Below are 24775 nucleotides of genomic sequence, written 5' to 3' on the forward strand. Positions count from 1 at the left end.
ATCATCACTATCAAATAGATATACTTTAATCTTCCGCCCAAAATTTAACATATTTTGGGCTGTTTTTATCGGATTTCTCTTAACATTCAACACTTTTGGTAATTTCTAAAATTATGCAAAAGGATGAAGTTGGTAAAGCTGTATATACAAATAAACTAAAGATTGTATTAAATTCTAAAGACTTAAATGAATTTAAGAGAATAATAACTGATATCCTCAGAAACAACATTATTGTAGATTTAAACTACTTTTTGAAAGACGAAAAAAATTCTACTTTTGATTATAAAAAACTATCTAAAAACACAACTGAGTTGCAACGTTTGTGCATGGAACTCTTAAAAGATTATGAAAAAGACCTGAAACGGGCAAAAGCAAAAAGTATATCTGAGGAGTGGAAAGCCTTTAAAAAGCAGTAAACTTGCTGAATCCTGGCGAAGTCGCTGTCAGGAGATACAAGAGTAATATTATGATAAATTGATGTTGTGGCGATCCATAAATCATTATCATCAAAACCGAGATCCTGAATGCGGGTACTGCGGCCTTTGTTTTTTTCTTTTGGGGCAAATTGACGAAAAATGCGGTTCTTCAGTTGACTGTATATCTCAGCTATTTCTTTGTTGATCAGATAGATATCAATCTCTGTCAGGAATGCTTGAACCACTTGTAAGTTCATCTCTCGACGCTCTGATTTTTCCGTCATGTAGAGCAACTCACCATAGCTAATTATGCTAATCCCAAAAGGAGCTTGAGCATAGCTTTGAGCAGTTGCGACAACTTGAGGATTGTTGTTAATGAGATAACTACAGTGATTCGTATCCAGCAAATACATAAATTATTGGCTTAAAACTTCGCTTTTGAGCGGGTTGCATCAAGAAATGCTAGGCACTCCTCTAGATCGTCTCCATGCCAAGTACCAGCAAATTTGAGCAAATCTTGACCTGTAGAACCTCGTCGGATCACAGATTGAGAACGATCGCCACGTTGTTTTATTTCAGCGATCTTAGCGGCAAAATCTTCAGGTGGTTGTGCTAGGGTTTCATCCTCCAGAGGATAATTGGGCGGAGTGTGTGCTTGCTCTAAAGATGCCAGAATCGAAGCTCCAGTGGAAGGTGATTTGGTCACTTCTGATGGAGATAGAACTGTTTTCTGAAAACCAAGAAATGCTAGATATTGCTCAACCTGAGTCAGTTGGTCATCTGGAAGTTGAGCAATCTGTTGTTGAAGTTGGCGGCGGCGGTCAAGCATAGTCATCGGACACCTCGCAGGAACAACTGAACTTTCATTTTACTCGATTGATACAGTAGCAATGGTTTTAACGATCGCACTATAAAAGTCAAAAAGCTTGAACAAAGAACGATCGCACTCCACCAAATACAACACTAGTTGTACCTCCAAATTTATCGAACGCTCTTAAACCACTCAGTAATTCCCTGAGCGATCGCATTTGCCGTTTTCTTCTGTACCTCTGGGTTCACTATCTGCTCAAATTCATCGGGATTGCTCATAAAACCCAATTCCAGTAACACCGATGGCGCAGCAGTCGGACGTGTAAGCGCTAGGTTATCCCAAAACACACCATAAGAAGGTCTACCGAGTTTTTTGACTACATAATTCTGTAAAAATATTGAGAGGTTATGAGCTTGGGGTTGATACCAAAAAGCGGCGAATCCCTTAATTTTTTCGGCATCGCCATCATCGGGTAGAGAATTATGATGGATGGAAATAGCGATCGCCGGTTCTTCTTGACTGATAATTGCCTGACGTTCTACTAGAGAAAGTTCGCGATCGTCCTCCCGCGTCATCACCACCGTTGCTCCTCGCTTCACCAATTCGTCGCGCAGCAACTTAGATACCACCAAATTCACATCTTTTTCTAAATATCCAGTTGGGCCACTGGCACCAGTTTCTTTACCGCCATGCCCTGGATCTAGTACAATCTTGAAATTAGCTAAAGGCTTGCGTTTTGTGTTGGCGATTTGAGGCGGATGACGCAAAGCCAAAACCAGGGTTGTACCGTCGTATCTCAGCTTATATCCCCACTGTTGAGCTTTTTTGAGGTTAAAGGTGTATTTTACTTGTCCTGGGGCTTCCTGTTGCCAATCTAGGCGAGAAATTAGGGGGTCATCATCCAGGCGAATAATGTCGGTTTGAGCAGTGGTATTGTAGAGAGTGAGAGCGATCGCTTGCTCACTTTGTTGTACACTCACAGGCACGGGAACTTGCAAGGGGAAAACTATCTCTGTCGCACCAGGGAGTTGACGGTATCCGACACTGCGAATTATTGTCTGTGGCTCAATTGCACCAGGTAAAATGCGCGTTTCTTTACTATTAATCCAAGCGCCATAGTCTAGGCGCAACCATTCACCTTCCCTACCTGTAACTGTTGCGCGTGTGCCTTTGGGCAGTGGTGTGAGTCGAGAATAATCGCTGTTTGGGCCAGTACGAGCAACGCCTGCGTCTGCCATAATCTCAGCAACTGGCAATTCTGCTCTTGAGAGGATTTGAATTTTACCAGATCCTAGCTGAGTTATTGTCTTGTCATTGAGCGTCAATTGAAACTGAGGTTGCCCCAGATCGGCGGCTGCTGCTACTGTGGTGCAACCTTGATAATTGCCTACGCCAGACTGGGCATAAGGCTGATTTTGCCCGGTTAGAATTGCCAAATTACTTGGTAGTTGTGCTTGTTGAAGTTGGGGTAAAAGGGCAATAGTTTGATTAGCCAATTTAACAGAGACATTGGCCTTAGGGGGTGCGACCCCTTGAGGAAGTTTCGCTAAGGCGCTAAAACAAATTAGTTCTCCTGGTAGTCTGGCAATGTCAGCAGCAGGAGTCAGGGAATCTTTAGCAAAGCCTAACCCCTGTGGTAGTTCAGGGCTAGTGGTAAGCCTTGTCACTTTAATCTGGAGTTCTTGATTGTCGTGACGTACAGTAAAAAGATTCTCCCCCAACTGCAAGGGGAAACTAGGGGAAAAATGACCAGCTTTGCTGCGGGTAATTGGCTTACTATTGATCAAAACCTGACCATCTGGTGGTGCAGTGCCCAGAAAGAAGATTTTTTCGGCACTTGTCTGGTAGTTTGTCTGGGGAAAAATGACTATAAGAGATGGCTGTGCTAATGCGATCGAGGAGGAGAGAATAAAGCCTAATATTACTAATCCTAAAAGGTTTTTCACTGCAAATCACAGAAAATTACACCACAATAACTGTGGCACAATGACGGGATGTATTTTTAGAAGTTGTTAGAAATTCAAACTACTATGACTAAGTTTATCTTTGTAACTGGAGGCGTAGTTTCCAGTATTGGTAAGGGCATTGTAGCAGCAAGTCTAGGGCGTTTGCTCAAGTCGCGCGAATATTCGGTGTCGATTCTCAAACTCGACCCTTATATCAATATCGATCCTGGCACAATGAGTCCCTTTCAGCATGGGGAAGTATTCGTTACTCAGGATGGTGCGGAGACAGATTTGGACTTGGGGCATTACGAACGCTTTACTGATACCTCAATGTCGCGCTTGAACTGTGTTACTACTGGCTCGATTTACCAGGCAGTTATCAATAAAGAGCGGCGCGGAGACTACAATGGCGGTACTGTACAGGTAATTCCTCATATTACTAATGAAATAAAAGATCGGATTCTGCGAGTTGCTAAAAGTACAAATCCCTCGGTAGTGATTACAGAAATCGGCGGTACGGTGGGAGATATTGAATCACTGCCGTTTTTGGAAGCAATTCGCCAGTTCCGCAAAGAGGTGGGACGGCAGAATGTGTTGTATATGCACGTAACGCTGGTACCGTGGATTGCCTCTGCGGGTGAGATGAAAACTAAGCCAACCCAGCATTCAGTTAAGGAACTGAGATCCATTGGCATTCAACCAGATATTTTAGTTTGTCGCAGCGATCGCCCCTTACCCAAGGGATTAAAACAAAAATTGTCGGGTTTTTGCGATGTCGCGGAAGAATGTGTGATCACTTCCCAAGATGCCAAAAGTATCTATGAAGTACCACTGAATCTGGAATGGGAAGGAATGGCAGAACAAGTGCTGAACTTGCTGCAAATGGAACAACGCAAACCAGATTTGACGCAGTGGCAAACCTTGGTAAAACGGTTACATAGTCCCAAACACGAGGTAGAAATTGCCATTGTCGGGAAATATGTGCAGTTAAGTGATGCTTATCTATCTGTAGTGGAAGCATTAAACCATGCTGCCATCTCCACTTATGGCAAACTGCGCCTGCGTTGGGTGAACTCAGAAGATTTGGAAACTGAACCAGCCGAAACTCATCTTAAAGGTGTCGATGGTGTGATTGTACCAGGAGGTTTTGGTGTTCGGGGGGTGGATGGCAAAATTGCCGCGATTAAATACGCGCGCGATCGCCAAATCCCCTTTTTGGGTTTATGCCTGGGAATGCAATGTTCTGTGATTGAATGGGCTAGGCACGTAGGCGGATTAACAGATGCCAATAGTGCTGAATTTGACCCCTATACAATTGATCCGGTGATTAATTTATTGCCAGGACAGCAGGAAGTAGTGGATTTAGGGGGTACAATGCGCTTGGGGCTATATCCTTGTCGTGTTATACCTGATACTCTGGCTTTCAAGCTTTATCAAGAAGATGTAATTTATGAACGACATCGACATCGATATGAGTTCAACAATGATTACCGCGATCTGTTATTGAAGTCTGGCTATGTGATCAGTGGTACTTCTCCCGATGGACAGTTAGTTGAAATTGTGGAATTACCTAAGCACCCATTCTTTCTTGCTTGCCAATTCCATCCAGAATTTCAATCGCGCCCCAGTACCCCTCATCCCTTATTTAAAGGGTTCATTCAAGCAGCGATCGCTCTTTCTATCTCAACATCTGGTAAACCTACACCATTGGAGGTGTCATAAAAATTCATAATTGATAATTAATTGCAACATTAACTTCAGGCTTTAGCAGATTTGAACATCCAGGGTGCATCATTCGTAAATTTCGGACTTGAGGAGATGTTGTGGCGTACTGGGTGAAAATCCTTTACGAGAGGAGAGAATATGTAGTGAATTTTGAGCGTGTCCATGCTTTTTGTTATGAAGTGAATGGCAGGGTTACTTTTTGGTTGCCCGATAGTACCCTTCCAATAGTGATTAACCCGCAAACTAACTTAGAAGATTATCAAAAGATTCTCGATTATTTAGAATGTGTGACGGCGTTGGAATTAGATCACGCCCACTGGGTGAAAATTATTTACGAAAAAAATGAATATGTAATTAATCTCAACTGCATCAGTTCCTTTTGTCATGAACCAAACGGCAGGATAACTTTTTGGTTGCCAGATGGCACTATCCCCATCATCATCAACCCTGTGAGTAATCCTGAATCATATCAAAAAGTGGTGCAATACGTTAAGAAAGCAACAGGATATTCTTTTTCTTAGTATTAAGTACTTCCAAAAAAAAATATCTTAAAATTAAAAAGCAGATATTAAGGGGATGCCAGCCAATGTTTGAGACTGGCTCAAATCAAAAGTTGGTAAGGCTTGTGGAAAACTTTTTGATTGATGCAATTGGTTGCCAAAGAGGGATTGTGAAAAAAATAATTGCTCATTGCTTACTTGACAATTAATGCTACTTTCTGAGTAGAGGCGTAATTTGGCAACACTTGATTCAATTTTGCTTGATTGAGATGCAGATGATCTGACAACACGGCAGAGATAACATCCCGAAAATCACTGGTAATAGCCAAGTCCCTACCTTGGTAAAGTTCGGCTGTAGATAGACCAGGCCATTCACCGTAAACTTTACCACCGCGAATTTTACCGCCCAAAACCCACATAACATTCCCATGACCGTGGTCAGTACCACCGTTATCATTTTGTTTGACTGTACGACCAAACTCGGACATCACCACAATTGTCGTATTCTGGTAAACGCTCCCCAAACCGTTGACCAAAGTTGCCAAACCTGAACCCAATTTTTTTAGGTTCCTAGCTAACTGTCCTTGAGTGCTACCTTGATTGACATGGGTATCCCAACCCCCCAAAGCCATAAACCCTAACTCAATTCTGGGGTCTAGGACCATTAGTTGCGCCAATCGTTGGGCATCGCTGGCGAAGCCATCAGGTAAAGGCGCACCATTATTCGCCAAATTCATTTCACTATCGAGGTCATTCATGATCGCTTGATGCGCCATCCGTCCTTGGCGATAGGTCTGACTTAGGGCATCATTACCGCCATAAAGTTGATCAAATGCTGCTGCTAATTGAGGACGATCTATTGGCAATCTGCTAGCGTTTCTCCCTGATGCTATGTTAGCTACAGGCATCCGACCAGAAAAAATCCAGGGTGTTGTTTCTCCGACACTTACTGCTTGGATAGGTGTTTTTTGAGAAATTACCCCTAGTAAACGATTCATCCAACCATCCTGAGTATGTTTGTCACCAGGAGTAGCGTTTTCCATATATTGTTGAGCATCAAAGTGAGAACGAGTTGGATCGGGGGAACCACAAGCATGAACAAATGCCAGACTATTCTCCTTCCAGAAGGGCATCAGAGGAACTAATGCTGGATGCAACCCAAAGCGCCCATCTAAATCTAAAACTCCCCCTTCCTTCCCTGGTTGGGGAATAGCAATTTGCGGTCGGGCTTGATAGTAAGCTGTTTCTGAGTAAGGAACTACAACGTTTAAACCATCTACCGCCCCCCGGAGGAAGATTACAATCAAGCGCTGGCGATCGCTGTTAGAAATAGCTGATCTAGCTACAATAGTATTGCTACCTATGGCTGTGATTGCGGCAGTTGAAAAAATTCCACTTTGGATGAGAAAATTACGTCTTTTCATCTTTAAAAGTACTTAATTATGACTGTTTTCAATTCGGTAGAATACAAGTTATCTGGGCGCTAAAAGGGCATATTGCATCCTAGTTGCTATAGCTGAGGCACAAGAACCCCACCCCCAACCCCCTCCCCGCAAGCGAGGAGGGGACTATGATGTACCTAAATATTGATTAGGAAAAGAAAACGCTATATATTCAGTTATGAGTTGGGTTTTGTAACTGACAACTAACGACGCATAAATTCTGGACTGCCCAAAATTAAAGCACTACGGATTTGAGAGTCACTAGAGGCGATCGCCTTTTGGGTTTTCACTGAAAAAGAATTGCCCAATGTATTGGTTAGTTGCCAAGCATCTACAGGAATTCTGGGAGACTTTTGTAAAGGTATTTGCTCAGTGCCGATTTTGCCTTGTCCCAGTGGACTCTCCCCCGTTTCCATATTTGTTGGGATGGTTGATAAGGGTAAATTTCCATTGGCGATCGCTGTCGCAAAGCTGAGACGGCGGTTCATCGCATCAGGATTTAACCACACATCTGCTGTATTTTTGTAACCGTCTGGAGTTTGGCAACGGTATAGAGGCATTGCCAACTGTTGCAGCAGGTTGGAGATTGGTCTTGTGTTATTTACTTCCATACCTGTAGCCCGCACCGCCGAGATCGCGTATTGAAGTGGTGTTTTAAACTTGGCATTAAAGTTTTTTGCATCCCAGAATTCCCGGCTGTGGAATAGGGTGTTGAGAACCTCACGAATATTGCCATCAGTGGCAAGATAACGTTGTGTGAGATTGTTTACCAGAGAATTGGGGGGGCGATCGCTGACAAAATACTGAGCTATCTGATAGCTGATGTGACGTGCAGTCGCCGGACTCCGAGCCAAAATATCTAGAGCTTCCTCCCCTTCGGTTTTACCACCACCTCTAATTGTGTGTCCCAGGAAAACTTTATCGCTAAAATCATGACGCTTCGGGTTAAAATAAAACCCGAAATTATTATCTGTCTGCTGACCGGGACGACTGAAACCCCAACCACTCAAAATCCGCGCCAGAGCAATTACATCTTGCTGAGTATAACCTCCATCTACGCCGAGAGTGTGTAACTCCATCAGTTCACGAGCATAGTTTTCATTCAAACCTCGGACATTACCCTGAGCATCGGGGCGGCTGTCAGCCCGATTTTGGAAGTTGTCTAGATAATACTGCATAGCTGGATGATGAGCTGTTGCCCCTAACAGGTCACGAAAGCGACCCAAAGCGTAAGGTCGAATCGCCTGTTGTTCATAAGCTCCCACCCAAAGGCGATCGCGTCCTTTAGCAGCATCCACATTAAAATGGTTATACCAAAAGTCCACCATCACTTCCTGGAGTTGTCGAGGACTGCTAGTTGCCTCTAATAACCGTGCTTGGACTGCCTGATCTAGCACCTGTTTAGCCCACTTATTGGCAGCTTTTCTTTCTTCAAGGCTTGCTTTTTGTCCTGGAAGATGAGTTGTGCCATGTTCTGAGAGTTCCACTGGATTCAAGTGGAGAGTATCTAGCTGGTTTAGTTGGTTGGTGAGACTTTGTGGTTCGGGAATGGAGTCAGGTGAGAGTTGCTCTTGAATGTATCGCTCTACACCCATAGATTCCACTCTTTGCACATCTCCGGGGCGAGGGCCAAAGCTGAGGCGATTAATTATATGTAATACTTTTGGCTCAATAGGTGTGGAGGCTGCATAACTGGGGTCAATTCCCCCCAGCAAGATAAACAGCAACAACACCCAATATTTAGGCTTGACACTCATAGAGTTAATTGTGTTGTGCTGCGGGTGGAGGATTTGGGCGAAGATTTTTCTTATACATGCGATCGGCAAATTTCAGCCGTTGTTCTGGGTTCAAGATTTCCCGAATCGCAAGGGTATTTTCAAACTGGACATCAGCAAGCTGCTGCTTTACAAGCTTGAGTTGGTTATATTTATCACGCACTTGCTCTTTACTAGCTGTCCCTGCTATCAGGTCATGTAATTCCTGTTGCCCTTGACGTATCACCTGTGATTTTTCGGCTATCTGCTGTTTAGATTGATTACGAATTTGCTTAATCTGTTGCAGTTGCTCGGATGTCAAATTCAAATCCTTGAGCCATCCCCCTGATTTACTACCATTTGTCCGAGGTACACTTGTGGGGGTTTGGGCAATAACTTGGCGTGAAAGTAAAGTTGGCTTGGACAGAGCAACAGTGCTACTCAGGGCGATCATTGCCACCGCCAAAATGGAAACACGACGCATTAACATCAAAGCGATCTCCTATTCAGTATCTAAGTCTGTAAAATGCCATACATCACTTCCCAGATGTTCGCTACTGGCTGTAGCTTGCCAATTGCTTTCAATAAAAGTTTCCAATGAGGCAAGTTCAGCCGGACTCGGTTGAGCAGGTATCAAGGCACGGTAGCCAACTATCGCAGCTACTAATCCCGCAGCAAGAGCAGGCAGAACTAACCTCAGCCTAGAATAATGGCGTAAGGGTGGTTGAGGCCAAGTTTTCACCTGTTGTAAAATTTGTTGTTCTAAATCAGGTGAGGCTGGCGGAACTTCTGGACAATGTTGGCAGAGAAAATTAATTAGGTCAGCATCATCATTGGGCAACTGAGTCATAGCTGTACTCCTTGGTTTTGGAGAAATTTACGCATGGCAGCACGAGCATGGAATAGGCGTGACTTGACTGTTCCTAGAGGAATGTCCAGGATTTTTGCTACCTCTTTTTGAGGTACTTCTTCCAAATCATGCAAAACCAATATCGTGCGATGGTCAAAACTTAGGTTTGCTAGTCCCCGTTGCACAAGGTCTTGATAATGCATATTCATTAACTCTGGGGCTGACTGTTGGGTAGGAGTTTTTTCACTCAGAATCTGTAATTGAGTTCGCCTTTGAACATCTGCCTGTCGCTGGTCATAAGCCGCATTCCAAGCGATTCGGTACAGCCAGGTAGAGAATTTTGCTGTTTGGCGAAACTTGGGCAATCCTTTCCACGCTTGCAGAAACACTTCCTGCACTACATCGTCGAGAGAGGCTGGAGTGCATAGTTTATAAAGGATTGACCTGACTCTTTGCTGATGGCGTCGGTAAAGCTGACCGTAACTTTGGGTATTACCCCGCAGGCACTGCTGTACTAGATAACTGTCAGATTCGCTTTCTGATTCGCTAATGGATTGATTTGCTTTATTAACCTTGGCTGGCACAACTAACACCTGAGGCGTTCTCCTCTATCCGTTTCGTTGCTTGTATTTATTTAGACCGGATGAATGGGAAAAAGGTTCAAATGGGTTAGAAGTTTGGGTATATGCAACACCTGTTCAAGGTAAACAGATTTGATGGCGACGGCTCAAACTCAATTACATTTTGCATCTTGGGCTTAACGTACATTCCTGTTCCATTGCTACCAGAACCCCTCTTATCGGTAATTGACACAGGGTAGTATTCCTGACACTACCCAACTAAGGAATGCGGATTATCCAACTTTTTGCACTTTTGCGATCGTTCCTCGTTAAATCCACAATCCTAAATAACGATTAATTCTCGCAGCCGCTTCAATATACTGAGTACTTGGTGTAGTTCGGAATCGCGTTCAATTGATAGCGCATCAGATCGTGCATACCAAGGATGTTCTTGTTGAATTAATTTGACAAAAACAAATTCCCTACCGTTGATTAGTAAACCAAAAGTCGGTTGTGCAGGATTTGGACGAGCAAGCATATAAGCTAGTGCTTGAGGTAGGGCTATCATCACATCAAATTTACTGCTTTTAGATTCGATTACAAGTACCCAAAAACGTTTTTGGATGACAAGAACATCAATATTTCCTTTAACGAGAAAGCTTTCGTCTTTAGCAGAAATCTCCACAGAAGTCTCGGTTTCAATCTCAAAAGGAGGTTGATAAAACCCAGCTAAATCAAGTAAAGGAGACAGCACTACCATCTTTACCGCCTCTTCTGACATCAGACGGTGCTTATTCAAGTTTAAATAGTTGCTTTTGACTCGTGCGATCGCTTGCTTTTCACCATCAGTTAGATCTGGTAAATTTTCTGTCCATTCTCTAAATAAGTTGGTGTCTGTGGCAAGTTGCAAACCAAATTTTTCTTCTAATTCGTAAAGACTGATGTCTCTAGCTGGGATTATTTGAACCATAATCTAAAATCCCGAATAGTGTTGCCATGCCAACTTTGCTGCACCTACTATCCCAGCAAAATTGCCTAACTCTGCTGGCAATATTTGTAAACCCGCCCGTGATAAAGGCTGCACTCGCTTCTCAATTTCTGCCTTCACTGCTGGTAAGAAAAATTCAAAGCTGCCACTTATGCCGCCACCAATGACGATCGCTTGCGGTGTGAGTACATAAATCAAACTCGTTAAACCAATTCCCAAATTATTACCATATTCTTGCCAAAAAGTCAAGGCTGCGGCATCTCCTTGTTGGGCAAGAAAACCCAATTCGGCGGGTTCCTTGAGAGTGCGGCGGCGAATCGCAGTCGCAGAGGCATATTGTTCCAAAGAGCCTTGATTGCCACTATTACAAATTGGCCCATCAGGATTTAATGAAATTAAACCCAATTCCCCCGCGGCTCCTTGATGTCCAATAAATAGTTTGCCATCGAGGATAATTGCCCCACCAACCCCAGTTCCTAAAGTTAGCAGAATCAGATTTTGAAAGTGGCGACCGGCTCCCAGCCAAGCTTCTCCCAAAAGAGCGCAGTTAGCATCATTAGCGATCGCAGTCGGTTTACCAGTTTTAGCTTCTAGCCAGTCAGCTAAAGGCACATCGCGCCATCCAGGTAAGTTAATCGCAATTTTGGCAATACGTCCTCTTGCATCGGCAGGTCCTGGAGTACCAACACCAATAGCAACAGCTTGATTCTCTGGATCAATTTGAGCGATCGCATCTACCAGCACCGCCACCACCGCCCCTGGTGTTGTCGGTTGGGGAGCTACCACAGTCAAAGAGAAGAGACAAGTACCATCAGATGTAAAACGCCCCAGCTTAATTGCTGTCCCCCCCACATCAATGCCAATTACTTGAATTTTGTCATTTGTCATTTGTCACTTGTACTGAGCGAACGCGAACAGCGTCTCGTAGAGAAGCCGTTGGCGCAGCCTCTCGTAGAGAAGTATTGGGTGCGAGTCGTTTTCATCCCCCATCTGTTGGCGCAGCGTCTGCCGTTGGCAGAAGACGTGGGGCTTTCAACTCCGATTTCTGTAAATCAGCAACAGTCGTGGTACGAAAACTCGATTTTTCTTGCCAAGCTGTAATTGGCGCACCTCTTAAGATGCCAGCAAGGGCGACGGAAAGGATAAACCCGCCAGTAGCGGCAGCAATTAACGTTAGGTTATCTTTCATACAAATCTCTCTATTGTTTATTTGTCATTTGTTCTTTGTCCTTTGTCCAAAACTAATGACCAATGACTAATGATCAATGACTAATGACTAATGACCAATGCCTAGTTTCGGATTCTATTTTCTCTCCGTAATCGGGGATTGACAAATTCATTTAACCCCTCACCAAGTAGTGATAACCCTACCACCATGCATGTCATCGTTAAACCAGGGAAAAGCGTAGTCCACCAAATGCCAGTAGGTAGAGCTTCTAAGGCTTGTTTTAAATCATGTCCCCATTCTGGCACTTCTTCGGGAAGTCCTAGTCCCAAAAAACCCAAACCGCCCAAAACTAAAATCGCATCAGCAGCGTTGAGCGTAAATAGGACGGGTACGCTTTGAATGACGTTGAAAAATAGATAACGAGAAAGTACAACCCAAGTAGAAGCGCCCATTGCTTGAGCAGCTTCGATGAACACTTCAGTTTTCACGCTAACCGTGTGGTTGCGAACAACGCGGTAATATTGGGGGATGTAAGCAATGCTAATGGCGATCGCTGCATTTAATATCCCACGCCCCACCACAAACGCCAGCGTCACAGACAGCAGTAGCCCCGGTAGAGTGTAGATGCTATCCATAAGAAATAGCAACATTTTATCCAATTTACCGCCGAGATAACCACTCAGCATCCCCAAAGGCACACCGATAATCATACTCAGCGCTGTTGCCAAAATCACCACCAGCAAAGCAGCTTGAGCGCCAAAGATTGTCCGGGAGAACACATCATAACCCAGGCGACTAGTACCAAACCAATGTTTAGCTGAGGGTGGCTCGTGAATTGGATTAGAGAGAAAATCTTTCGGGTTTTGCAGCCATCCTAAAGCCTGGAATACGGGAGCGAAGAATGCCAGGAAGATGAAAAATAGGGTAATGGCTAACCCGATGAGCATGAGTTTTTGGGAAAGATTGGAAGTTTTGCCAAACTGTAAAAATGTCGGTAGTCGCCGTTTTGTAATGGCCATAGTGCGATCGCCTGGAGCAAAGCTTGATACGCTGACTATTTTACATATCAGATTGGAGATTAGTTAAATATCCTTAATAAAAGTCCGACTGTTTCACGGTGGATACAGAGCTAGACTGAGGTAGAGGTGAGATTATGCCTTCTTTTTGCTAGAGATCATATCTTGCACCTACCCCGATAAATCCGCAAAAGGTAAATAAAGAGCGCAAAATATAACATTAGAGCAAGAATGTTGCTTAAGTACAAATAAGTAAACAATCAAACCAAACAAAAAGTAATATTACACAGAAAACCTTGAAAGCGACAAGATGCTGAAATAAGGCATTTTGCCTCATCTCAAAGTGCGATCGCTAAGGGCGAGGCTTTCCTGGGGAACGCGGGAGCGAACGCCCATCGTAAATGTTGGATTTGCTATAAGGCTAAAAACATGAGAGAAAGGGCGTGAAATGTATTCGTAAATTAGCAAGACAATAGACCTCTTGCAGAATTATTTTATGGTAAGATAGGGGGTTTTTAGCTTGATTAAACTCACTTATGCTATACGAGCAAACAAAAAAACTATCAAATCGAGAGTTCAAACGTCTGGTGGGAGTGCAAAGGCTGACATTTGATCAGATGGTCAAAGTCATGGGAGATACTACGGAAACCAAACAAACGCGTGGTTGTCGTCCCAAGCTAGATTTAGAAGACCAAGTTTTGATCTGCTTACAGTATTGGCGCGGAGCCGGAGACGCTCCGCCTCCGGAGAATATCGCACTTACTTCCATATTGCTCAAGATTGGCAGGTGTCAGAATCGACTGTTTGCCGTATCGTACACCGAATTGAAAACATACTGGTCGGTTCTGGTAAGTTTCGTTTAGGCGGAAAAAAGTCCTTGTTGATTCCATCACAGAAACCTTCAACAGTAGTGATGGATGTAACCGAGAGTCCGATTGAACGTCCTAAGCATGGTCAAAAGCGGTTCTATAGTGGCAAACAAAAAGAACATACCCTCAAATCTCAATTGGTGATTGACCTTGCGACCTTTGAAATCCGTTGTGTTGTCAACGGTTCGGGTCGAAGACATGACTACAAATTGTTTATCGATAGTAAAGTGCGTTTTCATCCCGAAACTGAAAGCTTAGAAGATAGTGGTTATCAAGGTATTACCAAGTTACATAGGAATTGTCGTTTACCAAAAAAGAAACCCAAATTGGGAAAGCTAACTCCAGAAGATAAGCACTATAATCGTTCTTTGGCCAGTCGTCGAATTGCAATTGAACACGTAAATCGACGTTTAAAAGTTTTTCGGATTTTAAGCCAACGTTATCGCAATCGTAGAAAACGGTTTGGACTACGTTGTCACTTAATTGCTGGAATTTATAATTATGACCTTCAAAAAGCTAATTAACTTGAAATTTCCCAACTCTATATAATACCACAAAACTTTTTTGCAAGAGGTCTACTGGATACTTTAGATAATTATCGACGGATCATCAAAGAGATATTAGTACCCTACACGCAAATTCCTTATTCGCACGCAGCTATTGAATGTAAAGCAGTCTTTGATAGCGAAAATGACAATTATTTACTGATAACTTTAGGGTGGGATAGTGTTAAGCGAATTCACGGTTGCTTAGTTCATCTTGATATTATTGATGGTAAAATTTGGGTGCAACGGGATGACACAGAAGATGGTGTTACCTACGAATTAGTAGCAGCAGGAATTCCCAAAGATAAAATTGTCTTGGGATTTCACCCGGAAAATGTTAGGCAACACACAGGATATGCTATTGCCTAACTTATTAAAGCTACCATTTAAGAGGTTGTTTGAAAAGTTGTGAAGTATACTCAAAACCCGACTTCCATTCCTCTAAGAGAAAGGTCGATAGGCTTTGAAACCTCCAGTCTTTAAAGATTACTTTCAATCAACTGGCGGTATTCGCTCTTTTGCTTCACACCTTTGACTTCCTTCACCAGTTCCTTATTTTTGAACAATTGAACCGTTGGCGTTCCTGTTACACCAGCATTTTCAGCAATATCTCGGTCTTTGTCGATGTCAATTTCCACAAAGTGAATTTTGCTGTCAAATTCATCCACCACTTTGTTTAAAATTGGCTTCAGGGTATGACAAGGGCCACAACCAGGAGAGACGTATTTAACAAGGAGTAAGCGATCGCTTTCATGGAACAATTTCCGTAAAGCATAACCTCCCTGATGGCGCGTCCCATTCAAATTAAATCCAGCTTCTTCCTCGGCTTCAGTCTTTTTAGCTGGCTGAGGTTCTAATTCATTATCTGCTGTTTCTGTCTGTTGATGGAATTCTTGAATCAAGCCACTAAATGACAACCAGCGTTCTGCCAACATCGCCGCCATACAGCCAGTACCCGCAGCCGTAATTGCTTGCCGAAACTCATGATCTTGGACATCGCCAGCAGCAAAAACGCCCTCTACACTGGTTTCTACAGTACCATGTTTGGTGACAACGTAACCCAGCTCATCCAGTTCTAATTGCCCCTTAAATAAAGAAGTATTGGGACTGTGACCAACGGCGTAGAATAAACCCTTAGCGTGCAGTAGGCTCTCTTCACCAGTTTTAGTATTGCGGACTTTCACCCCTTCCATGCGACCGTTACCGAAGATATCTACGGCTTCTGTGTTCCAATGCACCTGGATTTTTGGGTTGCTCAAAACCCGGTCTTGCATGGCTTTAGAAGCCCGCATCTTATCGGTGCGTACCAACATATTCACCTTAGAGCCGTATTTGGTGAGGTAAATTGACTCTTCCGCCGCCGAGTCGCCAGCACCAATTACAGCCAATTCTGCGCCGTGAAAAATTGGTGTAGCACCATCGCAAATTGCACAAGCGGAGATTCCCCGACTCCAAAATTCATGTTCGCTGGGTAAACCCAAACGCTTTGCTGTTGCACCAGTCGCAACGACGATGCTGTTGGTTTTAATTTCCCGATCTTGCGATCGCACTGTAAAGGGACGCTGACTCAAGTCAACTGAGATAACATCTTCAGTATATAGTTCAGCACCCCAGCGCTCCGCCTGCGCCTTCATCTGATCCATCAGTTCCGGCCCGGTAATCCCTTGGGGAAATCCAGGAAAGTTCTCGACTTCCGTCGTTGTCATTAGTTGCCCACCAGGTAATCCCCCAGCTTGGAAACCTTCAAATACAACGGGTTTCAGGTTAGCGCGTCCGGCATAGATGGCGGCTGTATACCCTGCTGGACCAGAACCGATAATTACTAAGTTTTCTACTGTGGGGTTAGTCATGATATTTATATGAACTCATAACGACTACGTTTAATATAGCATAATAAACTGTGATTGGCTATGCCAGATGGGAAGCGATTGGAAAATGCTTACGGTACTATAGGACTCGTATTTGATTTCTGAAAAAAATCAGTACACCCCGAAAAGGCTTCTTCTCATTCGGCTACGCTCACGGCAAGCCCACTCCCCACTCCCTATTTACAGTCCAAATAAACCTTGCGATGCCCTTCTCTACGAGACGCTACGCGTAGCTTGCTTCCACGAAGTGGTACGGCGCAGGTGTTACCCTGAGCTTGTCGAAGGGCTCAGGGTAACACCTGCGGGGGGCGGAGCGATCGCGGCATAATTTGCGACCATTTTTTAAGCTGACGTGTACTTAAAACAACTTTTTTCGCTATCCTAGATAAAGTAAATCATTCCCAGATCGCGCCGATGGTTGGTTTACCCGATTACATTTTGATGAGTGCAGAGGAGTATCTGGTTTGGGAACCCACCCAACAGCAACGCTACGAGTATTGGGATGGCGAAGTTGTGGCGATGAGCGGTGGTACACGCAACCATAATCGGATTTCTGCAAACTTCTTTAAGCTTCTAGATGATGCTTTAGCCGATCGCTCCTGTGAAGTATACATTGTAGATATAAAGGTACAGGTAGAACCGGGGCAAAAGTATTTTTATCCAGATGTTGTGGTGACTTGCGATGAGCGCGATCGCGATCCACAATTGGTACAATTTCCCTGCTTAATTATCGAAGTGCTATCACCTTCAACGGAAGCAGTCGATAGGGGGAAAAAGTTTGCCAAATATCGCCAATCTCCAACCTTGCAAGAATATGTCTTAGTACAAGTAGCTCAACCGGGTGTAGAAGTGTTTCGGCGCAACGAACAAGGTAAATGGGTGCTGTCGGAGTATAATTTGGATGAGATATTGCGACTGGAATCGGTGGATGTGGAAATAGCGATCGCACATTTGTACCGACAAGTGCAGTTTGAAACCGAAGCCACCGAAAATTGAACGCTTTTCACCCTTGACTTGGCTGAATCGCTTAGTTTTATACTAAGGAAATTTCCGTATAATAAATAGTTAGGTGGCAGAGTTATATTGGATTATGCAGATCAACTTAGTTCCAGTATGTGAACCTGGTGTTTCCTACGGTGGCGAGATGATGAGAGATGCAATCACTCGGTTCAGGAAGCGGCTGCTTGCTGTTATTATTGTTTGCCCCGAAGAAGATTTTGAATATTCAGATGAAGAAGCCAGACCTGATAACATTACTCGTGTCCATATTAATGCTGCGATCGCTTTATTTCGTGAGCCAGGAACTATCGGGCAAGTCACAGGATTCATTCATGAAAACGGAATGAACATTAATATATCTGGCACAGGCGGTTGGTATGGGCAAGAGTTTATGAAATGCTTGACTCAAAATAATATCCAGCCTTGACTTTTGGTCCACTCCATAACCCACCGTCATCTGGAGGTGATTGTAATTGTTCATAAAGTTGCTTTTGCTGTTCTGGAGTTAAGGCTTTTTGTTTCCCTCCAGGGCTATTTTTATGTCCGTCTACAATGCCTTCTACACCCAGAACATTGTAACAGCGAGCAATTTTTCGTACCCAATCAGTACTAAAACCTGTAATGGCTGCTACTTGCTCTACTTTCATTGGTTTTCCTGGTCGGCTCAACAGACGAATCACCAACCATCGGGTGCGTTCTTTTACGTCTCTACAACGACGGTAGCGCCCTTGTTAATTCTGCGTAGTTCAAGTGAGGAATGATTTTAATCCGAGTACGAGGCATAGCTGTACACCGATTTTACTTCTACTAAATAATACTATCTATTGCAACTTGGTATAATACTGCTTTTTATCGTACTTTCTGGCATGAGATTGCAAGTTTGCGAGTATTGAATAAACTCAGTGTGCCAGACTCGAAAGCCAAGAAAACTCTGAGAAGGCATATTTATGTTGGTGTAATAGCCTGTCTCGAAACTTACCTATCTGATGCGTTTATAAATACGGTTTTGTCGAACAAAGAATATTTTAGTTCCTTTTTTACCTCATTCAAAGACTTTAAAGAACAAAAACTTGGGATGAACGAACTTCTTGACGTTGCTAACAAAGCAGAAGAAATAGCCAAAAAGGCAATGTTAGAAGTCCTTTACCATAACTTACCTAAAGTTAGTAAGATGTACGAGGCAACACTTAATATCGTATTTCCAAATTTCTCTGAAATTCAGAAAGCTGTATTAATAAGGCACGATTTAGTACATAGGAATGGAAAAACAAAAGACGGAAAAGAGATTATTATTGATGACATAATGGTTGATGATCTTATCTCTAAAGTTGAAAGCTTCATTAGTGAAATCGACCAAAGATTGAACGAGAAAGATAACCATAACGCTTAATTTATTTACTATTGAGTAAATCAAGACCATTTTCGCAGATTTTTATGTACGCCTGCCAAATACCACATATAATCATCAATCTTGTAATTATCAGCAGCTTTAACTATATATTCCTGAGCTAAATCAAGGTTATTCTGGGCTTCATAATATAATCCCAAGTAAAGATGACTGTAAAAATTTCCCTTTATCCCTTCTGATTGACCGACAGTTAAAACATCATCTGGTGTACAATTTCCTGCATACAAATCATATACGCGCTGCATAATACGTCGAGGGTCATTTTTTACAGTTAGTAAAGATTTTTGTGCCTCTTCAACACCTAAGGAACGAGCTATGCAGAGATATCGCCATACTGTTTCTTCGACATCTTGAGCATTCACTGTCAAATCTATTTCAAATTGTTCAGCGCCCTCAGCAAATCTTTCTGCATAATAGTACGATAATCCACGTTGCCAGAGGTAGGGTTTGATACGGGTATCCAATTGCTCTGCTATGTCAAAATCTTGAATAGATTCATCAATCTTGGCTACTTGAAAGTTAACCATGCCTCGACGAATGTAAGCATTAGGATTTTTCGGTTGATTGCGAATGGTTTCGTTCCAGCGCTGGAGTTGATTTTCCAGAGAATTTGAAAAAAACATGAGTTTGTTGAATTGGAATAAGATGCGATCGCCTAGATTACGACAAAAAGCGATCGCATTGAGCATCTGCAAGATAAACTATTAGGTTATTGATAGCTTGAAAATAAAAAATCCGCAGAATTATAAATGAGCGATGCCTACGATCGGCTACGCCGACGCTGGACACTGACAGGAAAGAAAGCACTGGTTACAGGTGCCACCAAAGGCATTGGACTAGCTGTTGCCAATGAGTTCTTATCTCTGGGTGCAGAAGTCACAATTGTGGCACGGAATTCTCAGGATGTTGACCAACAACTAATTATCTGGCAACAAGCAGGATTACCTGCTTATGGGATTACGGCAGATGTTGCAACCCCTGATGGTCGTCAAGTCATCTTTGAGAAGGTTAGCAAAATCTGGGAGAAATTAGACATCCTGGTTAATAATGTCGGAACTAATATTAGTAAAAAATTGGTAGACTATACTTTATCTGAGTATGAGTTCATTATCCAGACAAACCAGACATCAATTTTTGAGATTTGTCGTCTGTTTTATCCTCTGCTTCAAAATGGGGAAAACAGCAGCATTGTGAATATAAGTTCTGTGGCGGGTTTAGTCTCGAATCGTACAGGCGCTCCTTATGGTATGACTAAAGCGGCTATAAATCAACTGACGCGATCGCTATCAGTTGAATGGGCTTCAGATCATATTAGGGTAAATACCGTAGCACCTTGGGCTATTCGCACGCCTCTAACCGAATCTGTACTCGATAACCAAGATTTTCTCAAATTAGTTCTATCCCAAACACCTATGGGAAGAGTTGGTCAACCAGAAGAAGTAGCGGGTTTAGTGGCATTTCTTTGTATGCCTGCGGCATCTTTCATCACTGGACAATGTATCACCGTTGATGGTGGATTTTTGGCTTTCGGTTTTTAAGTCTCAAAGCGAGATTTATCCACGAGGTAGAAGAAACTACTTGCATAATTTAGTATTGTAAAATTGGTGTCTTAAAATCAGGAAAAAACGCTCGTGGTTCCCATTAGAGATAATAATCCGACAAAAATCACACCTTATGTAACTTATGGACTGATTGCTGTCAACGTCCTCGCTTTTCTTTATGAAGCAAATCTTCCCCCACAAGCATTAAATGGATTTTTACACCTTGCGGCTGTAGTTCCACGAGAACTGACTTTAAGCTTTGGCGGTATCTCTCTACATCAACCAGTCCCAGAGTGGGCAACTTTGATTACCTCACAATTTTTGCACGGTGGTTTATTACACTTAGCTGGCAATATGCTGTTTCTTTGGATTTTTGGTAACAACGTTGAAGATAAATTAGGTCATGCCAAATATTTACTGTTTTATTTATCTTGTGGTGTTTTAGCATCTTTAACCCAGTGGTTCTTCGCTCAAGATTCTAGCATTCCTTCTTTGGGTGCGAGTGGTGCGATCGCAGGCGTCATGGGTGCATACATTCTCCGCTTTCCCAACGCCGAAGTTCTCGGTGTTGTACCTTTAGGGTTTTTCTTCCCAACTTTCCGCGTTCGGGCCTATTTCTTTTTGGGATTCTGGTTTCTCGAACAAGCTTTCTACGGATTTGCTAGTCTCGAAACACCTACTAACATCGGTATGGAAAGCGGCGGTATTGCCTACTGGGCCCATGCAGGCGGGTTTATCTTTGGGGCAATTCTCGGTCCACTGTTGGGTTTATTTAGCGATAAATCCCAGGAAGAATCTTGGTATAAGTAATTCTTCATGGTATCGTAGCGCCCCTGAATTATACTGGTTAATTTAACAGGTGAAATTGCCTAAACTTCGCAAATCCCAGCCGTACAGGGTATATTGCAGTTAGTGAATAAATTTAGGAAAAACACCTGTGTTTCCCCTCTACGATGAAAATCCAACGCGAATCACCCCGTATTTTACCTACGGGTTAATTGGCATGAATATTTTAGTTTTTATTCACGAGGTGAACCTATCACAGCCACAATTAAGTCAGTTTTTAAGTCAGTATGCAGTAATACCTCAAGAGTTAACCACCAATTGGAGTGGAGAATGGATAACGTTATTTACGTCGCAATTCTTACACGGCGGTTGGTGGCACTTAATCTCGAATATGTTGTTTCTCTGGGTTTTTGGCAACAATATTGAAGATCGATTAGGTCATTTCAAATATCTGATTTTTTATTTAGCGTGTGGTGCTTTAGCTGCCTTGTCTCAATGGTTTATTGGGATGAATTCTGAGATTCCTTCTTTGGGCGCAAGTGGTGCAATTTCTGGGGTTTTAGGTGCGTATATTATCCGCTTTCCCCACGCGAGAGTTAGGACTTTAGTTTTTTTGGGGTTTTTCATCACCACAATCAGAATTCCAGCACTAATCATAATTGGACTTTTCTTTGTGCAAAATGTGATCTCCGGTCTTGCTACCTTGCAAACAGCCGCTAAGATGAGCGTGGAAACTGGTGGAGTTGCTTATTGGGCGCACATCGGTGGTTTTGTTTTTGGGGTAATTCTCGCTCCCCTATTAGGGTTGTTTAGGCGTGACTAAGTACAAAATTTAATTAATTTGTAGGCAATTCTCTGTGTAAGGAACTTCCAAATAAAAAAATATCCAAAAATTTCTTGTGGTGCGGGCATCTTGCCCGCTAATCACCAAGGACGGGCAAGACTTTGGCGTGAGCGCTACTTCTCTTCTTAGGCTGCGCCAACGACAACGCTACTTCGACGTTGCTCAGTACCCTTCGGCAAGCTCAGGGCAGGCAAAGTCAGTACAAGTCAGTCGAACGCTGCCCATCCCACAAATGGAATAATTTATTTTTTGGAGTTCCCTAACTCTGCGCGACGGCAGTTGCTACAACGGGGAGCCACCCCCTTGCGGAGGTTCCCTCCGTTGGGGGGAGTGGTGTGGGAACCGCGGCAACGCGCTACCTCCCCTATGCGTTAAAACTTCTACCCTCAATTTGCCAAGGTTTTACCCAAAGCTGTACAAGCAATTTCAACTTGGCAATTGACTATTTGTAAACTATTAGTTTTTGCTGGCACTCGCGGAAACTTCTTCTGATTCTTCTACAATTTTCGATTTTACGTCAGATGTAAATGTTGATGATTGTGCAACTTCTTCAGGTAGAGAAACAATAATATCAGCGCCATTGATAATTACTCCCAATAACCCCAGTTCCGATTCAACCAATTGATCAATAGCCTCACCTAGCATATTCTCTTCTGTATAGTGTGGTCGCGTCACTAATACAATCCCATCGCTGTAAGGTTGGATTAACAAAGGGTCATTGGATATGCTCAGAGAACTAGTATCTAAAATAACTAAATCAAAACGTTCGCGGACATCTTCGATCAGCCGCCGCATTTCGCTAGATTCAAGAATAGCAGCTGATTGCCGCACAGGGCCAGGGCTGGGAAGAATGTATAAATTTTCCACATCAGGAACTAAACGAATACATTCACTTAAGTTAGCGTAATAACGCAGGGGTTCAAGAGTGGCGTTGGGGTCAGGAATTACTTTCAGGGATGTACAACAAGAAGCCGATCGCAAATCTGTTTCGATAATCAAGGTTCTTTTACCAGCACGGGCTGAAGCTATACCCAAGTTATATGCACTTGCCGTTTTACCCTCTAGGCTACTGGTGCTAGTAATCAACACCACCTTTAAGTTTTTACCACCAATCCGGCGCAGATTACTACGGAATTTCTCATAAAATTCTAAATAAGGAGAATCGGCAGAAAGTAGCACAGGCACCGCTTCAAGCTGCAAATCATCAACTGGCATTAAAGGCAATTCTCCCAACAATGCCACTTCCCGTTGTTTGAGGCTCTCGCGGATATCTTCCCTGGTTTTGAAAGTCGCTTCCATCGCTCCCAAAAAAAATATCACCCCGCCACCAATCAACACACCTAAGAAACCACCTACAGCAAGGATAATAGGCACACTCTTGGGAGGTTTGATGTCAGCAACGAATGTGGGGAGTCTGGCAATGCTGAGGCTGCTAGTGGTTTCTGCCTCTGCGGTTTTAGCATCGGTTAACTTCACCTGCATTTGGTCATAGATGGCCTTTTTGAGTGTAACCTCCTGTTCTAAACGCGATCGCTCTAATTGCTTATTGGGTATCAGAGAATACTCTCGCCGCAGTCGCGCTTCTTGTTGAATTTCTTGGGCTAGTTGTTGTTGCAGCGTCTCCCCTTGGGTTTGCAAAGACACCATTTGGTTTGCCAACTGCTGACGTGCTGGATCTAAGCTACTTTGGCTGCGAATATTTGCAAGGTTACCCGGAAGCGGAGCTACCGTACCTTCACCACCTAACACCTCTGCGGCACGTTGTTGCAGCAATTCCTCAGCAGCTTGTTTCTGACGCAGCAACTGAACCATCGTTGGGTGTTCCGGTCGTAAATCTTTTCTGAGTACGGCGATTTGCGACTCACTTTGATAAATTTGCGATCGCAAGTTGGCAATAATTGGATCGGCACTCAAAGCAGAAGAAACATAAGCCTGTCCGACTGTTAAGCCTAACTTATTTTGTAAACTGCGAACTTGACCATCAACCCCAGAAATAGTTAATTGAATTTGCCGTTGCAGATTTTGGCTGGCAGTAATAGCACTTAACAAACTGCCATTCTCGGCTGCTAATATTGCCGTTCGCTCGATGCGATCGTACTGTTCCAACTTCTTTTCAGCAATTTGCAAATCCCGTTTAGCTTGTGGTGTGCGATCGTTAATCTTTCGAATAATTGCCTGTAATCGCCCAGTATTGATATCACTGCTCAACTTGATCATTGATTGCATCAATTCTGTCAAGACCTGTATAGCTCTTTTAGCGTCAGTATCTACATATTTCAATTCCAAGATACTAGATTCCAATTCTCCAGTCCTGGGGGTTTTTTTAGGTAAAGTAAGGGCAATACTGTCAGCAAGCTTTTTCGGATTGACACCGGCTTTCTCTGCCACTCCTGCAATTATCTGGTTTGATAGTAAAACATCTTCATTCAGTTCCTTTCCTTGCTGTTGGATTTGACTACCAGTTGTAGAGAAAGAAACTGGTGGGCCACTATAGGTAAGTGCAGCAGATCCGATATAACTAATAGGTGGCTCTGGTTGCATAGCCACCACAGTTGACCCTGCTACAACTAAAGCAAAACTGGCTAGTCCAATCCACTTATATTTCTCAAAAGCAATCAGATAACGCTTAACAATTGGTGGGGTCATGGTCGCTTCACTCCAATTCAAAATTCAAAATTAGGAAGCACCAAACTCAAGATAGTGGCTTTGATACAAGCACACTATCAACTTCCTACTGTA

Annotated in this window: 25 protein-coding genes and 2 pseudogenes; 11 read left to right on the top strand and 16 right to left on the bottom strand. The window is 43.2% G+C overall.

Annotated elements, in window-relative coordinates; all coding sequences use genetic code 11:
- Window positions 1-95 precede the first annotated feature (95 nt).
- Window positions 96-416 carry a hypothetical protein gene (locus HWQ38_RS22815; protein ID WP_292798140.1) on the top strand — a complete coding sequence of 107 codons (321 nt, stop codon included), beginning with the start codon at window positions 96-98 and terminating at the stop codon, window positions 414-416.
- Here HWQ38_RS22815 and HWQ38_RS22820 read toward each other — a convergent pair.
- From HWQ38_RS22820 to HWQ38_RS22830, 3 genes are all read right to left on the bottom strand, one after another.
- Window positions 344-829: a type II toxin-antitoxin system VapC family toxin gene (locus HWQ38_RS22820; RefSeq protein WP_292798142.1), complete on the bottom strand. Its 486-nt coding sequence runs from the start codon at window positions 827-829 to the stop codon at window positions 344-346. The two genes, HWQ38_RS22815 and HWQ38_RS22820, sit on opposite strands and share 73 nt — an antisense overlap.
- Before the next feature lie 11 nt (window positions 830-840).
- The gene (locus HWQ38_RS22825; protein ID WP_292798144.1) at window positions 841-1251 is read right to left on the bottom strand and encodes a hypothetical protein; all 411 of its coding nucleotides are present in this window, start codon (window positions 1249-1251) and stop codon (window positions 841-843) included.
- 146 nt (window positions 1252-1397) lie between these two features.
- Complete coding sequence (locus HWQ38_RS22830) at window positions 1398-3173, bottom strand: N-acetylmuramoyl-L-alanine amidase (protein ID WP_292798147.1); 1776 nt, start codon at window positions 3171-3173, stop codon at window positions 1398-1400.
- An 84-nt stretch (window positions 3174-3257) separates the two neighbouring features.
- Between HWQ38_RS22830 and HWQ38_RS22835 the strand changes: the two genes are divergently transcribed.
- Complete coding sequence (locus HWQ38_RS22835; RefSeq protein ID WP_292798149.1) at window positions 3258-4895, top strand: CTP synthase; 1638 nt, start codon at window positions 3258-3260, stop codon at window positions 4893-4895.
- Between the two features lie 101 nt (window positions 4896-4996).
- Window positions 4997-5419, top strand: coding sequence for a hypothetical protein (locus tag HWQ38_RS22840; RefSeq protein WP_292798151.1), 423 nt, complete (start codon window positions 4997-4999; stop codon window positions 5417-5419).
- A gap of 173 nt (window positions 5420-5592) precedes the next feature.
- On the opposite strand, the gene HWQ38_RS22845 is transcribed toward HWQ38_RS22840, so the two are convergent.
- The 9 genes from HWQ38_RS22845 to HWQ38_RS22885 form a co-directional block, all read right to left on the bottom strand.
- Window positions 5593-6822 carry a DUF1501 domain-containing protein gene (locus tag HWQ38_RS22845; RefSeq protein WP_292798153.1) on the bottom strand — a complete coding sequence of 410 codons (1230 nt, stop codon included), beginning with the start codon at window positions 6820-6822 and terminating at the stop codon, window positions 5593-5595.
- 221 nt (window positions 6823-7043) lie between these two features.
- Window positions 7044-8597: a DUF1800 domain-containing protein gene (locus HWQ38_RS22850; protein ID WP_292798155.1), complete on the bottom strand. Its 1554-nt coding sequence runs from the start codon at window positions 8595-8597 to the stop codon at window positions 7044-7046.
- A gap of 4 nt (window positions 8598-8601) precedes the next feature.
- Window positions 8602-9084, bottom strand: coding sequence for a Spy/CpxP family protein refolding chaperone (locus HWQ38_RS22855; protein WP_292798157.1), 483 nt, complete (start codon window positions 9082-9084; stop codon window positions 8602-8604).
- Between the two features lie 12 nt (window positions 9085-9096).
- A complete protein-coding gene (locus HWQ38_RS22860; RefSeq protein WP_292798159.1) occupies window positions 9097-9444 on the bottom strand; it encodes a hypothetical protein in 348 nt (115 codons plus the stop codon).
- Entirely contained in the window at window positions 9441-10028 is a 588-nt protein-coding gene (locus HWQ38_RS22865; protein ID WP_292798162.1) for a sigma-70 family RNA polymerase sigma factor, read from the bottom strand. The genes HWQ38_RS22860 and HWQ38_RS22865 overlap by 4 nt, the downstream gene beginning before the upstream one ends.
- Window positions 10029-10347: 319 nt before the next feature.
- Window positions 10348-10974 (bottom strand): type I restriction endonuclease subunit R, encoded by a 627-nt coding sequence (locus HWQ38_RS22870; protein WP_292798164.1) that lies wholly within the window; start codon window positions 10972-10974, stop codon window positions 10348-10350.
- A gap of 3 nt (window positions 10975-10977) precedes the next feature.
- The gene (locus HWQ38_RS22875; RefSeq protein WP_292798167.1) at window positions 10978-11880 is read right to left on the bottom strand and encodes an ROK family protein; all 903 of its coding nucleotides are present in this window, start codon (window positions 11878-11880) and stop codon (window positions 10978-10980) included.
- Window positions 11881-11971: 91 nt separating this feature from the next.
- Window positions 11972-12181, bottom strand: coding sequence for a hypothetical protein (locus tag HWQ38_RS22880; protein ID WP_292798170.1), 210 nt, complete (start codon window positions 12179-12181; stop codon window positions 11972-11974).
- Window positions 12182-12282: 101 nt separating this feature from the next.
- A complete protein-coding gene (locus HWQ38_RS22885) occupies window positions 12283-13179 on the bottom strand; it encodes an ABC transporter permease (RefSeq protein WP_292798172.1) in 897 nt (298 codons plus the stop codon).
- A 533-nt stretch (window positions 13180-13712) separates the two neighbouring features.
- Here HWQ38_RS22885 and HWQ38_RS22890 point away from each other — a divergent pair.
- Window positions 13713-14569, top strand: a pseudogene (locus tag HWQ38_RS22890) (IS5 family transposase).
- 54 nt (window positions 14570-14623) lie between these two features.
- Window positions 14624-14959 carry a XisI protein gene (locus HWQ38_RS22895; RefSeq protein WP_292798205.1) on the top strand — a complete coding sequence of 112 codons (336 nt, stop codon included), beginning with the start codon at window positions 14624-14626 and terminating at the stop codon, window positions 14957-14959.
- Window positions 14960-15069: 110 nt separating this feature from the next.
- On the opposite strand, the gene trxB is transcribed toward HWQ38_RS22895, so the two are convergent.
- The gene (gene trxB, locus HWQ38_RS22900; RefSeq protein WP_292798174.1) at window positions 15070-16440 is read right to left on the bottom strand and encodes a thioredoxin-disulfide reductase; all 1371 of its coding nucleotides are present in this window, start codon (window positions 16438-16440) and stop codon (window positions 15070-15072) included.
- A 432-nt stretch (window positions 16441-16872) separates the two neighbouring features.
- Between trxB and HWQ38_RS22905 the strand changes: the two genes are divergently transcribed.
- On the top strand, window positions 16873-17454 hold the full coding sequence (locus HWQ38_RS22905; protein ID WP_292798177.1) for a Uma2 family endonuclease: 582 nt from the start codon (window positions 16873-16875) through the stop codon (window positions 17452-17454).
- 94 nt (window positions 17455-17548) lie between these two features.
- On the top strand, window positions 17549-17884 hold the full coding sequence (locus tag HWQ38_RS22910; protein WP_292798180.1) for a hypothetical protein: 336 nt from the start codon (window positions 17549-17551) through the stop codon (window positions 17882-17884).
- On the opposite strand, the pseudogene HWQ38_RS22915 reads toward HWQ38_RS22910, so the two are convergent.
- Window positions 17847-18149 (bottom strand): annotated as a pseudogene (locus tag HWQ38_RS22915) (helix-turn-helix domain-containing protein); the annotation flags it as partial. The gene HWQ38_RS22910 and the pseudogene HWQ38_RS22915 overlap by 38 nt on opposite strands.
- A 197-nt stretch (window positions 18150-18346) precedes the next feature.
- On the opposite strand from HWQ38_RS22915, the gene HWQ38_RS22920 reads away from it, so the two are divergent.
- A complete protein-coding gene (locus HWQ38_RS22920; RefSeq protein WP_292798184.1) occupies window positions 18347-18847 on the top strand; it encodes a hypothetical protein in 501 nt (166 codons plus the stop codon).
- Window positions 18848-18867: 20 nt separating this feature from the next.
- Here HWQ38_RS22920 and HWQ38_RS22925 read toward each other — a convergent pair whose 3' ends face one another.
- Window positions 18868-19488, bottom strand: coding sequence for a hypothetical protein (locus HWQ38_RS22925; RefSeq protein ID WP_292798207.1), 621 nt, complete (start codon window positions 19486-19488; stop codon window positions 18868-18870).
- A gap of 126 nt (window positions 19489-19614) precedes the next feature.
- On the opposite strand from HWQ38_RS22925, the gene HWQ38_RS22930 reads away from it, so the two are divergent.
- The 3 genes from HWQ38_RS22930 to HWQ38_RS22940 all read left to right on the top strand — a co-directional run bounded on the left by HWQ38_RS22930 (window position 19615) and on the right by HWQ38_RS22940 (window position 22015).
- Window positions 19615-20403 carry an SDR family oxidoreductase gene (locus HWQ38_RS22930; RefSeq protein ID WP_292798186.1) on the top strand — a complete coding sequence of 263 codons (789 nt, stop codon included), beginning with the start codon at window positions 19615-19617 and terminating at the stop codon, window positions 20401-20403.
- A gap of 93 nt (window positions 20404-20496) precedes the next feature.
- Window positions 20497-21216 carry a rhomboid family intramembrane serine protease gene (locus HWQ38_RS22935; RefSeq protein ID WP_292798189.1) on the top strand — a complete coding sequence of 240 codons (720 nt, stop codon included), beginning with the start codon at window positions 20497-20499 and terminating at the stop codon, window positions 21214-21216.
- A 127-nt stretch (window positions 21217-21343) separates the two neighbouring features.
- Window positions 21344-22015, top strand: a complete 672-nt coding sequence (locus HWQ38_RS22940; protein WP_292798191.1) for a rhomboid family intramembrane serine protease — start codon at window positions 21344-21346, stop codon at window positions 22013-22015.
- A gap of 477 nt (window positions 22016-22492) precedes the next feature.
- On the opposite strand, the gene HWQ38_RS22945 is transcribed toward HWQ38_RS22940, so the two are convergent.
- Window positions 22493-24682 (bottom strand): polysaccharide biosynthesis tyrosine autokinase, encoded by a 2190-nt coding sequence (locus HWQ38_RS22945; protein ID WP_292798193.1) that lies wholly within the window; start codon window positions 24680-24682, stop codon window positions 22493-22495.
- Window positions 24683-24775: the final 93 nt, after the last annotated feature.

This window comes from Nostoc sp. NMS7 (assembly GCF_017115085.1).
In the GTDB taxonomy this organism is placed as follows: domain Bacteria; phylum Cyanobacteriota; class Cyanobacteriia; order Cyanobacteriales; family Nostocaceae; genus Nostoc.

What these genes read in the sequence shown, in the direction of transcription:
- HWQ38_RS22870 (WP_292798164.1), bottom strand. Translation starts at nt 10,974, where the DNA reads ATGGTTCAAATAATCCCAGCTAGAGACATCAGTCTTTACGAATTAGAA.
- HWQ38_RS22850 (WP_292798155.1), bottom strand. Translation starts at nt 8,597, where the DNA reads ATGAGTGTCAAGCCTAAATATTGGGTGTTGTTGCTGTTTATCTTGCTG.
- HWQ38_RS22875 (WP_292798167.1), bottom strand. Translation starts at nt 11,880, where the DNA reads ATGACAAATGACAAAATTCAAGTAATTGGCATTGATGTGGGGGGGACA.
- HWQ38_RS22860 (WP_292798159.1), bottom strand. Translation starts at nt 9,444, where the DNA reads ATGACTCAGTTGCCCAATGATGATGCTGACCTAATTAATTTTCTCTGC.
- HWQ38_RS22905 (WP_292798177.1), top strand. Translation starts at nt 16,873, where the DNA reads ATGGTTGGTTTACCCGATTACATTTTGATGAGTGCAGAGGAGTATCTG.
- HWQ38_RS22885 (WP_292798172.1), bottom strand. Translation starts at nt 13,179, where the DNA reads ATGGCCATTACAAAACGGCGACTACCGACATTTTTACAGTTTGGCAAA.
- HWQ38_RS22825 (WP_292798144.1), bottom strand. Translation starts at nt 1,251, where the DNA reads ATGACTATGCTTGACCGCCGCCGCCAACTTCAACAACAGATTGCTCAA.
- HWQ38_RS22820 (WP_292798142.1), bottom strand. Translation starts at nt 829, where the DNA reads ATGTATTTGCTGGATACGAATCACTGTAGTTATCTCATTAACAACAAT.
- HWQ38_RS22930 (WP_292798186.1), top strand. Translation starts at nt 19,615, where the DNA reads ATGAGCGATGCCTACGATCGGCTACGCCGACGCTGGACACTGACAGGA.
- HWQ38_RS22925 (WP_292798207.1), bottom strand. Translation starts at nt 19,488, where the DNA reads ATGTTTTTTTCAAATTCTCTGGAAAATCAACTCCAGCGCTGGAACGAA.
- HWQ38_RS22845 (WP_292798153.1), bottom strand. Translation starts at nt 6,822, where the DNA reads ATGAAAAGACGTAATTTTCTCATCCAAAGTGGAATTTTTTCAACTGCC.
- HWQ38_RS22855 (WP_292798157.1), bottom strand. Translation starts at nt 9,084, where the DNA reads ATGTTAATGCGTCGTGTTTCCATTTTGGCGGTGGCAATGATCGCCCTG.
- HWQ38_RS22910 (WP_292798180.1), top strand. Translation starts at nt 17,549, where the DNA reads ATGCAGATCAACTTAGTTCCAGTATGTGAACCTGGTGTTTCCTACGGT.
- HWQ38_RS22945 (WP_292798193.1), bottom strand. Translation starts at nt 24,682, where the DNA reads ATGACCCCACCAATTGTTAAGCGTTATCTGATTGCTTTTGAGAAATAT.
- trxB (WP_292798174.1), bottom strand. Translation starts at nt 16,440, where the DNA reads ATGACTAACCCCACAGTAGAAAACTTAGTAATTATCGGTTCTGGTCCA.
- HWQ38_RS22880 (WP_292798170.1), bottom strand. Translation starts at nt 12,181, where the DNA reads ATGAAAGATAACCTAACGTTAATTGCTGCCGCTACTGGCGGGTTTATC.
- HWQ38_RS22835 (WP_292798149.1), top strand. Translation starts at nt 3,258, where the DNA reads ATGACTAAGTTTATCTTTGTAACTGGAGGCGTAGTTTCCAGTATTGGT.